This window comes from Pseudomonas sp. Irchel s3h14, assembly GCF_900187425.1.
GTDB lineage: Bacteria > Pseudomonadota > Gammaproteobacteria > Pseudomonadales > Pseudomonadaceae > Aquipseudomonas.
The window spans coordinates 209,949-224,925 of sequence record NZ_FYDJ01000005.1 but is presented as its reverse complement, the minus strand read 5'-3'; the positions used below and the strand labels follow the sequence as shown (position 1 = coordinate 224,925).

Below are 14,977 nucleotides of genomic sequence, written 5' to 3'. Positions count from 1 at the left end.
TAAAGGGATTTAGTTGTGTTGGGTTTGTGTTGGGTTGTGGTTTTTCTGTGTTGGGTTCGGTTTTTCGGGGGGAGGGGCGATGATTGAGGAAATTGAAGCGTTGATGGTGCACTGGGGCGAACAGCAGCACCGGCTCGGCCTGGGTGGGGGGATGGGCAGTCAGATGGGGGCGATTATGGAGTGGGGTGGTTGCGCGCCACGCGGTACACCAGGTTCGCGAGAGTTGATGGGGGCCACCACCGGCATGGACTACATCGGCAATGAGATCGGCGCGGCGGTTGCTGAGTTGATGCGGGATAAGGTTCGCGGCCAGGGACTGGCTAAATTGGCTGAACTTCGGTACCTGCATGTTCCGGCGAGTCCTGTCAGAGAGCAGATGCGAATTCTGGGTATCGCCGAAGGGGCTGACCGGACTTATCGCAACTGGGTAGAACGTCTTCATTTACGCGTGCTTTCGATTCTAACGGCGCGGGCCGGCACTACCCGGGGCTATGTCCGGGAGGGTGGGGCAGTTGAGAAGAACCTCACGCGAGCGTCCCCGCTGCGTCACGCTGTGTAGTCCGGTTCTACCGTTCGTCTGGGTGTTTTGTCGAAGTGTGGTCGAAGTGCGGTCGAACTGCGGTCGAACTCGGCCCAACCGTTAAACACTGCTTTTCGGTTTTTCCGAAGGCAGGTACAAAGTCGCCATGATCTGCGATTTGCGCCTGAGTCGCTCCCCGAGCACGTGCTGTGCACCCTGCCCCGGCCCTTACCGGGACATTGAAAACCCTGCCGACCTGGCGGGGTTTTCTTTTTCCAGCGCTCAGCTATTTCTTTTGAGGCACACCATGACTACTGAACAACAAGCATTGGCTGAGATGCCGATCTGGCTCGTGATCGTCCTGGCTCTGGTCGGCGGCGTGAGCGGGGAAATGTGGCGAGCCGACAAGGACGGCGCGCGGGGCTGGGCATTGTTGCGGCGCCTCGCGCTGCGGTCCGGTGCCTGCATTGTCTGCGGGGTGTCGGCGATGATGCTGATGATCGGCGCGGGCATGACGATCTGGACGGCCGGCAGCTTGGGTTGCCTGACCGCGATGGCCGGCGCTGATGTCGCCATCGGGTTGTATGAACGCTGGGCCGCCAAGCGGCTGGGCGTCTCCGATGTGCCACCTGCCAGTGGCGAACAGGGGTGAGGAACCGCGGCGGGCCGCCGAAAACCGCCGGGGACCCTGGGGTTATTCGGGGGGTACGGGGTCGGAAACCCGCGGGAAAGTGTTAGCGGACAGTTCACCAGCTTAGTGAACTGGGGTGAACAGGTGAACCCACCGTATTCATTAGGTGAACAGGACATTCCATCATGACTGTAATCAGCAAAACGGAGTTTGCGGCACGGCGAGGCTGGGCTAAATCGTATGTTTCCAAGTTGGCCAATCAGGATCGGTTGGTGCTGACTGAGGATGGCAAGGTGGAGCTGGAAGCCACCGAAGCCCTGCTGGCCGAGTCTGCCGACCCAAGCAAAGCTGCCGTCGCCGACCGGCACGAACGGCTTCGCCTTCAGCGGGAAGCTCAAATCGCCGCCGAAGAACCTGCGGTGCCGCAAGTCGGGCAGGCGGCGGACTTTCAAAAGTCTCGCGCTCTGCGGGAGCACTACCTGGCCCTGCAAGAGCAAGCCAACTTTCACAAACAGCAAGGTTCTCTGGTCGAGCGTGTCGCAGTAGAAACCGGTGCCTATAACGCAGGCCGCCTGTTGCGGGACCAACTGCTGGGCATGACCCCGCAACTTGCACCGGAACTGGCCGTCATGACGGATCCCTGGCAAATCGAAAAGCACCTGACGGCGGCTATCCGTCGCTCGCTTGAGGATGCAGAACGCTTGTCCTCGGCGGATCTTGAACACGCCCTGACCCCGAGCTAAGCCCATGCCCACGGAAATCCCTAACGGTGCAGAGGTGTACCGGGAGGCGTATTTCCGTGGGCTGCACCCTGACCCGGATGTCTGGGTCGATGAGTGGGCCGACGAATACATGCGCATCCCGCGTGACACTGGTGCCGCCGAACCCGGCCAGTACCGCACGTCACGCACGCCCTATGCTCGCGAGCCCATGCGCTGCCTGTCGCCGGCTCACCCTTGCAAGCGCGTGGTCACCATGGTGGCCTCGCAGCTGATGAAAACCCAGATCGCCTTGAACTGGATCGGCGGTCTGATTCACATGGCGCCGTCGAACATCCTGACCCTGTTGCCGAGCCTTGGCCTGGCTAAGCGGGTGTCCTCGCGGATTGGCAAGACGATCAAGGCCACACCGGTATTGCGGGAGCGTGTCGCCTCCAGCCGTTCACGGGATTCACGCAACACCATGGACACCAAGGAGTTTGAGGGCGGTTCGTTGTACGTCACCACCGCCGGCTCTGCAGCTAACCTTTCGGAGCTGTCAGCTCGCTACGTGTACGGCGACGAAATCGACCGCTGGGAGGTGGATATCGGCGAGGAGGGCGACCCCATCGAACTGGCGGAAACCCGAGGTAGTACCTTCGGCCGTAACGCGAAGTTCTACTTCTCCAGCTCACCGACAATCAAAGGGGCTTCGCGGATCTCCGACCTGTTCGAGGGCAGCGACCAGCGTTATTACTACGTGCCATGTCCGACCTGTGGGCACATGCAGATCCTGGAGTGGGAGCGACTGCATTATTCGAAGGACTACAGCGTGGTGCACTACGAGTGCGCTGGGCCTGAGTGTGACGTGTTGATCGAGGAGTACAACAAGGGCGAAATGCTTGCCAAAGGCGAGTGGCGCGCCCATGCCGAAGGCGACGGGGAGACGGTGGGATTTCACCTTAATGCGCTGTATTCGCCGCTGGGATGGATGGACTGGAAGTCGCTGGCCAAACAATTCGAGAAGGCGAAAAAGGCCCAGGCCAAAGGTGATCTAGAGCCTATGCAGGTGTTCTATAACACCCGGTTGGCGAAGGTTTGGGACAGCGCACAAGAGCAAACCAAAGCGGACGTGCTTAGACAGCGAGCGCGGCTGGAAGACTTTACCCTCGGCTCGCTGTCAGCGGCGGTGCTGATGATCACCGGTTCTGTGGACGTTCAGGCCAACCGTCTGGAGTTCATGGCCATGGGCTGGGGCGTCGGCATGGAGCGCTGGGTCGTGGACTACCAAGTAGTCTCGGGCGATCCCGCAGATGAACGCACCTGGGCGGCGTTGGACGAATTGCTCAAGGCTAAATATCGCCATCCCTGCGGTGTCGGTCTTGGCATTCTCGCTGTGGCCGTCGACTCCGGTGGCCACCACACCGATGAGGTCTACCAGTTCTGCCGCGTTCGCCGCTGGCGGAATGTGTTCGCCATCAAGGGTGCGAGCAAACCCGGTAAGCCGGTGATTGCTCAGCGCCCGTCGATGGTCGACGTGACCTGGAAGGGGCAGACCGAACGCAACGGCGCCGAGCTGTGGTTCGTCGGTACCGACACGGCCAAGGACTGGATCTACAACCGCTATCCGTTCGAATCTGGCCCGGGTGCACTGCACTTTGCCAATGACCTACCGGATGACTTCTTCGACCAGTGCGTCGCGGAGCGCAAGGTTGCGCGCTACATACGCGGACACAAACGCATTGAGTGGGTCAAGGGCAAGGCCGAGCGTAACGAAGCACTCGACTTGATGGTGTATTGCCTGGCCATGGCGCATTACCTGGGCCTCAACCGTTACAAGGAACACGACTGGGAGCGAGTGCGTCAGTCCCTGGCGCAGTCTGGTCTGTTCGACGACGCATTGGGCATCAAGCCTGTTCAAGGCGAACGCGCCACCGGATCAGCAACACCAGTTGCTGCGCCGCAATCGGCTCCACAACCTACTGCTCCGATCGTGCAATCGCGACCGGCAGCACCGCCACCTCAACGCCGCAGCTCCACCAGCGGTTATCTGAAGAGACGCTGATATGTCCTTTACCCAGAAGCACCTCGACGCGGTTGAGGCGGCCATCGCACGCGGTGAAAAAGTCGTGCGCTACACCGACCGTACCGTGGAGTACCGCACCATCGACGAACTGCTCAAGGCGCGCGAAGAAATCCGTACGTCACTGATCAGCGCAGCCGGGCCGCGCTCGCGGGTGGTTCGGCTGACCCACGGAGGCAAAGGACTCTAATGGCCCGTCACTTTCCGACGCTCACCCGCAACGGATTCGTGTTGCCGTCGAACATCAAGGCCAGTTACGAAGGTGCCGGCGAGGGCCGTCGATCCACTGGCTGGGACGCTCCCGACAACGGGATCAATAGCATCAACACCCCGGCACTGCGCAACCTGCGCTCCCGTTCCCGGGCAGCGGTTCGCAACGACCCGTATGCCTTCAACGTGATCGATAAGCGCGTCAGCAACCTGATCGGCACCGGTATCACGCCGCGACCGAAAACCGACGACGAAGCGCTGCGCAAATTGCTGCAGGAACTCTGGGACGACTGGGTCGATGAGTCGGACGCCGATGAGCGCACCGACTTCTACGGCCAGCAGGCGCTGGCGGCGCGCACGGTCGAAACCTCGGGTGAATGTTTTGTGCGGCTACGACCTCGCGCTTTGGACGAAGGCCTCGCGGTACCGCTGCAGCTCCAGATCCTGGCCCCGGAGTTCGTACCGCATGACAAGTTTGAAACCACCAAAATCGGCAATCTCATCCGCGCTGGCATTGAGTTCACCCCGGGTGGCAAGCGGGTGGCGTATTGGATGTACCTGTCGCACCCGCGTGATGCATCGTCGCTGAACGCCGGTTACAACCAGTTGGTGCGCGTGCCGGCTTCGCAGGTACTGCATATTTTTGAGCCGGTCGAGCCAGGCCAGTTGCGCGGTGTGCCGCGCTTGTCACCGGTGCTGAAGCGCCTGCGCAGTCTCGACAACTACGACGACGCGGTGTTGTTCCGCCAAGAGGTGGCCAATCTGTTTGCCGGCTTCATCAGTCGGCCGGCTCCGGACTCAGGGCAGACACCCCGAGACCCGGTCACCGGCCAACTTCTGGATCTCGACCGCGACGGCTTCACGCCGATGGTCGCGCTGGAGCCCGGCACCATGCAGGAGCTGGGGCCGGGTGAAGAGGTGGAGTTCTCCAAACCGCCGGATGCGGGCAACAACTATCCGGACTTCATGCGGCAGCAGCTGATGGCTGCGGCGGCGGGGACGGGCACGCCCTACGAGATCCTCACCGGCGACATGCGCGAGGTCAACGACCGGGCGCTGCGTGTGGTGCTCAACGAGTTTCGGCGTCGGCTTGAGCAGCTGCAATTCAGTGTCTACGTGCACCAACTTTGCCGTCCAGTGCGGGCGGCATGGATGGACATGGCGGTGTTATCGGGTGTCCTGGTGCTGGAGGACTACACCCAGCGGCGCCGTGAATACCTGCGTACTCGTTGGGTGCCGCAAGGTTGGGCCTACATCCAGCCCGTACAGGACGTACAGGCGCGGCGCATGGAAGTACAGGCGGGCTTCGCTTCACGCAGCGAGATGGTGCTGCGCACCGGCTATGACGCGGAAACGGTCGACGCGGAAAACGCTGCTGATCTGCAACGAGCCACGACCCTTGGCCTTAATTACAACACTCTCGACGCCGTCGTCACCAACGACGACAAGGAGCAACCATGAGCAAGAAAGCGCGACCGCGCATTTACAACCGCGCAGGCAAGCAGGTGCAGGTGCAGGACAAAACCTGGTACGCCGTGCAAGCCAGCGGGGAGGCTGTCGAGCGAGTGATCGAAGTCTTCGTCTACGGCGAGATCGGCGCCTGGGGGATCACCGCCAATCAGTTCGTGCAGGACCTGCGCGCCATGGACGACGGTGTCTCGGAGGTGATCGCCGCGTTCAACAGCGTCGGCGGTGACTTGTTCGACGGCTTGGCCATGCACAATGCGTTGAGGCGCTTGGGCGCGCGCTGCACCGGGCGAATTGATGCCTTGGCCGCCAGTGCGGCCAGCGTGGCAGTGTGCGGCGCGCACAAGGTCGTCATCGCCGAAAGCGCGATATTGATGATCCATAACCCCTGGACCTACGCGGCGGGTGACGCCGAAGACTTCCGCAAGGTGGCCGACGTCCTCGACCAGACGATGGAAGCCATCATCGCGGCCTACAAGGCCAAGGCGCCCAACATTGATGAGGCCGAATTGCGGCGGCTGGTCGCTGCTGAAACCTGGCTCACCGCCAATGAAGCCTTGGCCCTCGGCTTGGCCGATGAAATTGGCGATGGGATTAAGGTCAAGGCCTGTCTCGGCCAGGGTGGCGTGTTGCAGCGTTACCAGCACGCACCGGCTGAACTGCTGGCTCAGCTCGACGAGCCACCCGAGCCGGATCCGGAGCTGGAGCCGATCGATCCGCCATTGGTGCCGGTGGTGGTCGATTCGGCCAAGTTGGCACTGATGATCACCCAGCGTTGCACGGCGGCGGGCATCAGCAACCTGGTCGAGCCGCTGCTCAACTCGACCCAGCTCGAAAGCGAAGAGATTGTTCTGGCCGGCCTGGCACGCGCCAAGGCGGTGAATGACCTTTGCGTGGCGGCGCGATTGCCGGAGTTCAGTGCCGAGTACGTTTCAGCGGGGCTGGATGCTGCGGCGGTCCGGGCGCGTCTGTTCGACAAAATCGTCACCAGCGGCAAGGGCTTTGAAATCGATAACAGCCTGCCGCTGGACAACGACCCAGCACCGAAGGTGTTGGCCAAACAACCTGATCCCACCTCGATCTGGGCTTCGCGACAAGCGGCTCAATCTGGAACTGCGCACGGCGCGAAAGGAGCAAGACAATGACCATCAAAAAAGAGCCGATCCACGCGGGTGAATTTCTCCTCTCCGAAGGCGCCGGGAACATCTCGCGGGAAACGATCAACGTTGCCGCTGGCCCTGCGCTGAATCCCGGCCAAGTACTCGGTCTGGTGACGTCCTCGGGCGAGTTTGCGCCGTATGACCCCGCCGCCGAAGACGGTACTCAGGCTGCCGTGGCGATCCTCTACGGGCAGCTGGGAGAGTCGGACATCGTGCGCCGTGGTCGCGCTGTGGTGCGTTTGGCTGAAGTCAGCGAATTGCATCTGACCGGGCTTGATCCTGAGGCTGAAAAGGACCTGGCCACTCATTTTCTGATCGTCCGCTAAGACCATCAGCCGCGTTTACCCAACCCGCCTTGAGCGGGTTTTTTCATTTCTGGAGAGTACCCCATGGCCGAGATCGCCATTTTTGACGACGAAGCGTTCACCGTCACTGCGCTGACTGCTGCACTCAACGATCAACCCTATTTGCCAGGGCGCATCAGTGCTTTGGGTCTGTTCCGCGAGGAAGGCATCACCACCCTGACTGTACAGATCGAAAAGGACGGCGACACCCTGGCACTGGTGCCTGCCGGAGAGCGGGGTGGCTCTGGCCTGGTGGTCGCGGCCAGCAAGCGCAACCTGATCCCGTTCAACACCGTACACCTGCCGGAGCGCTTCACCATCAAGGCCGACGAGATCCAGGGCATTCGTGCTTTCGGTACTCGCACCGAGCTGCAGGCGGTGCAGGATGTGGTCAATGCCCGCCTGGCCAAAGCGCGCCGTCAGTTGGACGCGACCCATGAGTTCCAGCGCATGGGCGCCCTCAATGGCCTGATCCTCGATGCTGATGGTTCGACGGTGCTGTTGGACCTTTATGACCGTTTCGGTGTGCAGCGTCAGAAGCTGCCTATGGGCTTGGCGGACCCGAGCACTGAGCTGCGGGTTAAGTGCGGCGAAGCACTGGATATGCAGGAGGACGCGCTGGGCAGTGTGACCAGTACCGGTTCCCGCGCCTTCTGCGGCAAGAACTTCTGGAACAAGTTGATCGTTCACAAGGCGGTCAAGGAAACCTACCTCAACAGCCAGCAAGCAGCGGCGTTGCGCGGTGATGCCCGAGAAAGCTTCGAGTTCGGCGGCATTATCTGGGAACGCTACCGTGGCAAGGTGGCGGGCGTCTCGTTCGTCCACGACGACAAGGCGTTGCTGGTCCCTGAGGGGGTGCCGGATCTGTACATCTCGGTGTTCGCTCCGGCCGATTACATGGAGACGGTCAACACCCAGGGCATTCCGTACTACAGCATGATCGAGCCACTGCCGTTCAACAAAGGCATGGCCGGTGAAGCCCAGTCCAACCCGTTGCACCTGTGCACTCGACCGCGTGCACAGATCCTCCTGGAGCTTTGACCGTGGGCTTTCGCGATCTGATCGCCGAGGTTGACGCGGTGGTGTTCGAAACGCTGGGCGATTCCGCACGAATTGAGGGTCGTGATGAGCCAGTCCTCGGCATGTTTGCAGCGCCCTGGTTGCAGCCGAAGTTCGGCAAGCTCAACACCGGATTGCGTGAGCCTCGGTTTGAGATTCGCGTCAGCGATTCGCAGGGGCTGGAGCAGGGCCTGTTGGTCACCGTCGATCTGCCGGCATTGGACGGCGGTGGCGAGTACGACCTGTTGCAACTGGAGCCGAGTGGCGACGGTCTGGTCGCCTTGATCCTGAGGATGCGCGCATGAGTGTCGGTAGCTACTTCAAGCCATCGGCCGGTGGCGGGATGCTCTCGATCCAGTCATCGGCCGCCGATCTACAGGCGTTTCAGGAGTTTGCCAAGGTGGTGCCCAAAGCAGCCGCCGCGGCTCAACGTCGAGCGATCAATAAAACGTTGGGTTGGCTGCGCACCCACATTGCGCGGGCCGTCAGCCGGCAGGAACGCATTGCCGTTGCGGCGGTTCGTCAGCGCTTGCGCAGCTACCCGGTCTCCGGGGGGGCCACCAGCGGCAAGTTGTGGTTCGGTCTCAACGCGATTGAGTCCAGCCGGATCGGTCGAGCGCGACAGTCTGGCAGCGGTGTGTCGGTCGCTGGGCGGCGTTACCAGGGCGCCTTTCTGAAAAAGGTTTACGGCAACAAGCCCGATATCTGGATTCGCACGGCGAGCAAGCATTTCAACTCGGACGATTATCCCGATAGCACGGTGTCGTCGGGTGGCGGCGCCAGTTCGGGATGGGTCGCAGAAAACGGCGATCGCTTTCCGCTGGCCAAGGCCAAGGTCTCGCTGGAGCAGGCGCGTCCGCACTTCGACACTTGGGTCAAACGCGCTGATGCGCGTTTGCTGGAAATCCTGCAGCAGGAGTTCAACTTTGAGCTGCAGAAGTATTTGAAGGGGACGGCCAATGTCTGACGAGCCTTTTAGTCTTGATCAGCTCTACCAGGCGATTGAACAGCACCTGCTGAGCAGCCTATCGGGGATCAAAGCGGTGACGGCCTGGCCGAACATCAAGGATCGGATTGCACTGCCGGTGGTGTTCATTGAAATGGCCGAGTTGGAGCCTGGTAAAGACATCGGCACCGGGGAGACAACCCTGATTTGCAAGTTCGAGGCGCGGATCATCGTCGACCCAATCAAGCCTTACCATCATCAGCAGGCTGCGCACCTGGCGGCGCAATTGGCCGTGTTGCTGCGCATGCAAACCTGGGGCGTTGCGGTCGAACCTGCTGAGTTTGTCCAGGCAATGCAGGATTGGACCAAGCCGGAGCTGGATGGTTACGTGGTCTGGTTGGTGGAGTGGACGCACCAAATTTACCTGGGCATTGAGGAATGGCCATGGCCGGACGAACCGCCGGGCTCGCTGGTGATTGATGTTGAACCGGGGGATGGGCCTGTTTCGCCGGAGAATCTGCCGTGAGCTACGCCAGTGCAGAGCATGACCGCATGATCGCAGCCATGTTGATGCCGTGCGTGGTGGTGGGCGTGGATCTGGCGGCGGGGATGGTGCGGGTGTCGAACGGCGAATGGACCAGCGCCTGGGTGCGCTGGCACAGTCTCGCGGCCGGCAAGGCGCGGCACTGGCGGGCGCCAAGTCTGACCGAGCAGGGGGTGTTGTTTAACCCCAGCGGTCAGGCCGGCATGGGCACCTTTATCCCGGGGTTGTACGGGGATGCTGGCGGCCAGCCGGATAACCGCGATCATGTGGAAGTCTGGCGGTTTGACGATGGCGGCTCGCTGATCTACGACTGGGCGGCCAAGACTTACACCATCACCCTGCCCACCGGTACGGTAACCATCAAGGTCGGTAGCACCGTGGTCACCGTTACGGATAGCGCCGTGTCGGCCAAGGTCGGTAGCACCGTGGTCACCGTTACGGATAGCGCCGTGTCGGCCAAGGTCGGTAGCACCGTGGTCACCGTTACGGATAACGCCGTGTCGGCCAAAGTCGGTGGCACCGAGGCGGCGTTGACCGCTGATTCGGTGGCGGTCAAATCGACGGCCATCAAGTTGACCGGCGCGGTGCTAATCGATGGGCCGTTACACGTAACGCAAGCCGTCACCGGTGCGGCCTCGATCATGGCGGCTGGAGCAAGCGACAACCACCACACACACTAATTAATCACCCTTTGAGGCCCCGCCCTGTGCGGGCTTTTTCATGCCTGGAGAAAACATGGCCAAGACCACCGAAAAGCCTGTCGCCGATCAGTCGCCGGCGGCGGATCTGCTGCTGAAGTTCCGCGACACGCTTTACACGTCGCGCACCCTGATCATCCCGGCCACCGGCCGCACGCTGTTGGTGGCCAAGGGCGAGGTCTCGGTGTCGGCGTCCGATGAGCAAGCCCTGAGTTACCTCAAGGCTCACAAAGAATTCGAGCCCCTGGAGTGAGTTAGATGATCGGAATGGATCGCCACACCGGCCAACCCATTTCCGGCATCGAGCACTTGCGGCAGTCCATGGCCGACATTTTGGGCACGCCGCTCGGCAGCCGCCGGCACCGGCCGGAATACGGCAGCAAGCTCAGTTCTTTTGTCGACTTGCCCGTTAACGCCGGTTGGAAAAGCTCGGTGCAAGCGGAGGCGGCCCGGGCTCTGGGGCGCTGGGAGCCACGCTTGAGGTTGGAGAGCGTGCGCGTGCTGTCGGTGCTGGGCGGGAAAATCAATCTGGGCATTGCCGGCGAATACCTCGGCGACGGCTTTCTGGTGGAGGTGAGCGTATGAGCGGCTTGGATCTGTCGGCGCTGCCGGCGCCGGAAGTGCTGGAGCCTCTGGACTTCGAAGACACTTACGGGGAAGGGCTGGAAACGTTTCGCGGCTACATGGGCGACAACTGGACCGCCACGCTGGAGAGCGACCCGGTCACCAAGGTGATCGAGGTCGGGGCTTACATCAAACTCGGCAACCGCGCCCGGGTTAATGACGCAGCCAAGGCCTTGCTACTGGCGCACGCCATCGGCAGTGACCTTGACCACCTGGGGGCCAACGTCAATCTGAAACGCCTGGTGATTCAGGCCGAGGATCTGCTGGCGGTGCCGCCGGTGCCGGAGATCAAGGAAAAGGACGATCCGTTTCGCGAGCGCATTCAGTTAGCCTTTGAGGGGCTGACTACGGCGGGGCCGCGTAACAGCTACATCCTGCACGCGCGCAACGCCTCGGGGCTGGTGGCGGATGCCTCGGCCGAAAGCCCGTCACCGTGCTGCGTTACGGTAACGGTGTTGAGTTCGGAAGGGGAAGGGCTGGCCAGCCCCGAGTTGTTGGCCACCGTGGCGGCGGAGCTGGATGATGAAAACGTGCGGCCCCTCACGGACTTTGTGACGGTGCAGAGCGCCGAAATTATTCACTACCGCATCGACGCTATTTTGCACATGAACGGCGGCGGGCCGGAGGGCGACGCGAGTCTGACCGAGGCCACTAAACGCTTGGCGGCCTGGATCAATCCGCGCAAGCGCTTGGGCGTGGAGGTGGCGCGCTCGGCGGTAGACGCGCAGTTGCACGTGGCCGGCGTCTCCCGGGTTGAGCTGACCGGATGGGTGGACCTGGCCCCGAGCAAGGCGCAGGCGGCGTTCTGCACCGGTTACGCCGTGGTGCCGGCGGGGGCAACATGACCAGCCTGTTACCGAGCAATAGCACGCAACTGGAGCGCGCCCTGGAGGCGGCGTTTTACGAGCGCACGATCATCCCGCTGCGCACACTCTACAACGCTCAAACCTGTCCGGTTCATTTACTGCCCCATCTGGCGTGGGCGTGGTCGGTCGATCGCTGGGACCATCGTTGGTCCGAGGCGACCAAGCGCAGCGCCATTGCCGCGTCGTATTACATCCATGCCCGCAAAGGCACGATCGGCGCTCTGCGCCGCGTGGTCGAGCCGCTGGGCTACCTGATCGAAGTTATCGAGTGGTTCAAGACGGTGCCGAAGGGGGAGCCGGGCACCTTCGCGCTGAAGGTCGGCGTGCTGGACACCGGGATCACCGAAGAAATGTTTCAGGAGCTGGAGCGCCTGATCGATGACGCCAAGCCCGTCAGCCGCAAGCTGACCGGTCTGGCGATCAGCCTGGAAACCCAAGGCGCTTTGAACATTGCCGTTTCCCTCTCCGAAGGCGACCAACTCGACGTGTACCCGCCAGTGATGCGTGACATTGAAGTCACGGGCCGCTTCGGTGTGGTAGGACGCGAACACTCCATAGACACCCTGGACGTTTATTATGATTGATGCGAATTCGCAGTTTTTCGCGATCCTCACAAACGTGGGGATGGCCAAACAGGCGAACGCCGACGCGCTCGGCATTCCCTGGAAGATCACCGAAATGGGCGTCGGGGATGCTAACGGCACCGACCCGATCCCCAGTGCAACGCAAACCCAACTGATCAGCGAATGGCGCCGCCGGCCGTTGAATCAGCTCAAGACTGATCCGGCCAACCCGGCGGTGCTGATCGCCGAGCAGATTATTCCGGCCGATGAGGGCGGTAAGTGGATTCGCGAAATTGGTCTGTACGACATCGACGGCGATCTGGTCGCGGTGGCCAACTGCGCGCCGAGTTTCAAGCCGATCCTGTCGCAAGGTTCAGGCCGCACGCAGATTGTGCGGATGAACTTCATTGTCACCAGTACCGGCAACATCACGCTTAAGATCGATCCGAGCGTGGTGTTGGCGACACGTGATTACGTCGATCAAAAGGTGTTGGAGGAGCTGGGCAAGCAGGACTTTAAGCACTCGGTGCGGGTGGCGACCACCGCCCCTGTGGTGCTCAGTGGCCTTCAGACCATTGATGGTGTGGCCTTGAGCGCTGAGGCGAGGGTGTTGGTGAAGAATCAGGCCGCAGCCAAGGACAACGGCCTGTACAGCGTGTCGGCGGCGGGTGTGTGGACGCGTAGCGCGGATGCCGATAGCAGTCTGGAAATGACGCCCGGGTTGTTTGTGCATGTCGAGCGCGGCACCACTAACGGCGACAGCATTTGGCAACTGGTGACGGATGCGCCGATTGTCCTGGGCGAGACGGATCTGCTGTTTGAAATGGCGGCCGGGCGCACCGGTGTCAATGCCGGAACGTACCGCAGTGTGACCGTGGACAAATTCGGTCGGGTGGTGGGCGGGACCAACCCGACCACGCTGGCCGGTTATGGGGTCACGGACGCCTTCACCAAAACCGAAACAATCGACTTGATTAACGGCGCGGGCCAAATCCCTTTAGTGGAGGTCAACACCTCAAGGTCCTTGGTGGCGGCCGAGTTGGGGCTTGTCCTGATTGATGCCGGCGCAGGGGCGTTGACGGTTGAGCTGCCCGATGCCAACTCGGCGCTGGGTGTTCGTGGTGTGGTGGTGCGGCGGGTCGATAACACCACCAACCGATTGGTGATCAAGGCGGCCGTTAGCAACAAAATCAAGTTCCATACCCATCTGAATGCGGCCGGCTATTCGTTCCTGGTGCTGATGGGGGCCGGGGATTATTGGCATTTGCGCAGTGATGGCAAAGGCAACTGGATACCGATTGCGCGCTTAGACGGTACGGCACTCGGGCGGCCCGTGTTTGAAACGACCACCGTATTGAATCCGGGTGGTCACGCTCCGTTGGGCAATGCCGTCTTGATTCGTGCCGATTGGCCATGGTTGTGGGACCACGCTCAGCAGTCGGGAATGCTGACTACGGAAGCTGCTCGTGGGGGGATGGAGGGCGGTTGGACCTCGGGCGATGGTGCGACCACGTGTTTAGGACTGAGATAAATACCAAGGGGTGAGCGAGGTAAACCTGGGCTATACCGGGATAGGCTGGCATAGACTGGGATGGTTTGTGAAATAGAGTTGCAGCCAGTGCAAGGAGAGACGCCCCGCTCAGTCGTCCGTCAGCGGGGCAAACATATCAACCTGACGTCGGGCAATCTCGTCCTTTCGGACCGCCTTGACGATCTTGTAAATCCACTGGAGCGACACGGCATACTTGCGGGCCAGGTCGCTGTGGTTGGTGCCATTGAAGTCTTCGTAGATCTGACGATCCCGGCGACTCAATTTGACCGATAACCCCATCGGAAAATAGATGTTCTGCCCCCCCCAATGAGCCGCCATGCGATCAGCCACTTCCTGTGCGACATGGCGTGCACTGGCATCATCCATCGACACCAGTTCATTGAGCGCAACAGCGATGTGCTCAGTGAGATCGATCAGAAGCTCAGGGCCTTTACTTCTGAATTCACTCATACATCCTCCTGCGCGGCGCCTGTACTGGGCTCGACACGACGCTGCCACTGTTTCAAGTGCTCGATCACCCGACTGGCCTGCGCGCCGCTAAGCCATTGCAATGCAGCAACGCGGGTCGTCTTCAGAACAAACTGAGCCAGCGCCTGTTCTGATGAATCGCGGACCGCGCCCAAGCCGTGGAGCGTCAACCACATTGAGCGAATTTTCTTAGACTGCTCGTCATCAGCCAGCGGCCGTTTCCCCCCCTTGCTTGGACGAACCTTGAAACCGCGCAGCTTCAGCTGTTCCAAAACCCGAAGCAGGTTTGGAACGCTCAAGTCAGCGGTGGACGTCGCGCCGTCCAATCCCGTCATGCCGGCCAACATCAGGCGGTAGGTGTCGTCATCCATACGCAGCTCACGCCGCGCAACATGGATCAGCTTGATCAAAGGCAGGCGGTTTGGATTGGAAGGCGCTTTATTCACTGGGCACCCCCAGGCCGCAAGCGTGCACTGTCTTTGCGCTCGTTCCGGGAGGCATGAATCTGTTGCCGGAGCTTGCTGCATTTAACGTGATTGCCGAC

General features: G+C 61.3%; 20 protein-coding genes. 18 read left to right on the top strand and 2 right to left on the bottom strand.

Going from position 1 to position 14,977, the window contains the following annotated elements:
• The first annotated feature begins 79 nt into the window (after nt 1-79).
• From CKW16_RS12665 to CKW16_RS12580, 18 genes are all read left to right on the top strand, one after another.
• Nucleotides 80-559, top strand: a complete 480-nt coding sequence (locus tag CKW16_RS12665) for a hypothetical protein (protein ID WP_095128713.1) — start codon at nt 80-82, stop codon at nt 557-559.
• Between the two features lie 268 nt (nt 560-827).
• A complete protein-coding gene (locus CKW16_RS12660; protein ID WP_095128712.1) occupies nt 828-1,172 on the top strand; it encodes a phage holin family protein in 345 nt (114 codons plus the stop codon).
• Nucleotides 1,173-1,336: 164 nt separating this feature from the next.
• Nucleotides 1,337-1,894, top strand: coding sequence for a terminase small subunit (locus CKW16_RS12655; protein WP_095128711.1), 558 nt, complete (start codon nt 1,337-1,339; stop codon nt 1,892-1,894).
• Nucleotides 1,895-1,898: 4 nt separating this feature from the next.
• Nucleotides 1,899-3,914 carry a phage terminase large subunit family protein gene (locus CKW16_RS12650; protein WP_095128710.1) on the top strand — a complete coding sequence of 672 codons (2,016 nt, stop codon included), beginning with the start codon at nt 1,899-1,901 and terminating at the stop codon, nt 3,912-3,914.
• A 1-nt stretch (nt 3,915) separates the two neighbouring features.
• Entirely contained in the window at nt 3,916-4,122 is a 207-nt protein-coding gene (locus tag CKW16_RS12645; RefSeq protein ID WP_095128709.1) for a phage head-tail joining protein, read from the top strand.
• A complete protein-coding gene (locus CKW16_RS12640) occupies nt 4,122-5,603 on the top strand; it encodes a phage portal protein (protein ID WP_095128708.1) in 1,482 nt (493 codons plus the stop codon). The genes CKW16_RS12645 and CKW16_RS12640 overlap by 1 nt, the downstream gene beginning before the upstream one ends.
• Nucleotides 5,600-6,754: a head maturation protease, ClpP-related gene (locus tag CKW16_RS12635; protein WP_095128707.1), complete on the top strand. Its 1,155-nt coding sequence runs from the start codon at nt 5,600-5,602 to the stop codon at nt 6,752-6,754. The genes CKW16_RS12640 and CKW16_RS12635 overlap by 4 nt, the downstream gene beginning before the upstream one ends.
• The gene (locus tag CKW16_RS12630) at nt 6,751-7,095 is read left to right on the top strand and encodes a head decoration protein (RefSeq protein WP_095128706.1); all 345 of its coding nucleotides are present in this window, start codon (nt 6,751-6,753) and stop codon (nt 7,093-7,095) included. The genes CKW16_RS12635 and CKW16_RS12630 overlap by 4 nt, the downstream gene beginning before the upstream one ends.
• Before the next feature lie 63 nt (nt 7,096-7,158).
• Nucleotides 7,159-8,154 carry a major capsid protein gene (locus tag CKW16_RS12625; protein WP_095128705.1) on the top strand — a complete coding sequence of 332 codons (996 nt, stop codon included), beginning with the start codon at nt 7,159-7,161 and terminating at the stop codon, nt 8,152-8,154.
• Between the two features lie 2 nt (nt 8,155-8,156).
• Nucleotides 8,157-8,477: a hypothetical protein gene (locus CKW16_RS12620; RefSeq protein WP_095128704.1), complete on the top strand. Its 321-nt coding sequence runs from the start codon at nt 8,157-8,159 to the stop codon at nt 8,475-8,477.
• Nucleotides 8,474-9,139 (top strand): hypothetical protein, encoded by a 666-nt coding sequence (locus CKW16_RS12615; RefSeq protein ID WP_095128703.1) that lies wholly within the window; start codon nt 8,474-8,476, stop codon nt 9,137-9,139. The genes CKW16_RS12620 and CKW16_RS12615 overlap by 4 nt, the downstream gene beginning before the upstream one ends.
• Nucleotides 9,132-9,644 carry a hypothetical protein gene (locus CKW16_RS12610; RefSeq protein WP_095128702.1) on the top strand — a complete coding sequence of 171 codons (513 nt, stop codon included), beginning with the start codon at nt 9,132-9,134 and terminating at the stop codon, nt 9,642-9,644. Before CKW16_RS12615 ends, CKW16_RS12610 begins: the two co-directional genes overlap by 8 nt.
• Nucleotides 9,641-10,342: a phage baseplate assembly protein V gene (locus tag CKW16_RS12605; protein WP_095128701.1), complete on the top strand. Its 702-nt coding sequence runs from the start codon at nt 9,641-9,643 to the stop codon at nt 10,340-10,342. Before CKW16_RS12610 ends, CKW16_RS12605 begins: the two co-directional genes overlap by 4 nt.
• Before the next feature lie 55 nt (nt 10,343-10,397).
• A complete protein-coding gene (locus CKW16_RS12600; RefSeq protein WP_095128700.1) occupies nt 10,398-10,613 on the top strand; it encodes a hypothetical protein in 216 nt (71 codons plus the stop codon).
• 5 nt (nt 10,614-10,618) lie between these two features.
• The gene (locus CKW16_RS12595; RefSeq protein WP_095128699.1) at nt 10,619-10,945 is read left to right on the top strand and encodes a GPW/gp25 family protein; all 327 of its coding nucleotides are present in this window, start codon (nt 10,619-10,621) and stop codon (nt 10,943-10,945) included.
• Nucleotides 10,942-11,829 (top strand): baseplate J/gp47 family protein, encoded by an 888-nt coding sequence (locus CKW16_RS12590; protein ID WP_095128698.1) that lies wholly within the window; start codon nt 10,942-10,944, stop codon nt 11,827-11,829. The genes CKW16_RS12595 and CKW16_RS12590 overlap by 4 nt, the downstream gene beginning before the upstream one ends.
• Nucleotides 11,826-12,434: a phage tail protein I gene (locus CKW16_RS12585; RefSeq protein ID WP_095128697.1), complete on the top strand. Its 609-nt coding sequence runs from the start codon at nt 11,826-11,828 to the stop codon at nt 12,432-12,434. Before CKW16_RS12590 ends, CKW16_RS12585 begins: the two co-directional genes overlap by 4 nt.
• Nucleotides 12,427-13,944: a phage tail protein gene (locus CKW16_RS12580; RefSeq protein ID WP_095128696.1), complete on the top strand. Its 1,518-nt coding sequence runs from the start codon at nt 12,427-12,429 to the stop codon at nt 13,942-13,944. The genes CKW16_RS12585 and CKW16_RS12580 overlap by 8 nt, the downstream gene beginning before the upstream one ends.
• Before the next feature lie 108 nt (nt 13,945-14,052).
• Here the strand turns inward: CKW16_RS12580 and CKW16_RS12575 are convergent, their stop codons facing one another.
• Nucleotides 14,053-14,415 (bottom strand): Mor transcription activator family protein, encoded by a 363-nt coding sequence (locus CKW16_RS12575; protein WP_095128695.1) that lies wholly within the window; start codon nt 14,413-14,415, stop codon nt 14,053-14,055.
• The gene (locus tag CKW16_RS12570; protein WP_218244069.1) at nt 14,412-14,879 is read right to left on the bottom strand and encodes a gp16 family protein; all 468 of its coding nucleotides are present in this window, start codon (nt 14,877-14,879) and stop codon (nt 14,412-14,414) included. The genes CKW16_RS12575 and CKW16_RS12570 overlap by 4 nt, the downstream gene beginning before the upstream one ends.
• Nucleotides 14,880-14,977: the final 98 nt, after the last annotated feature.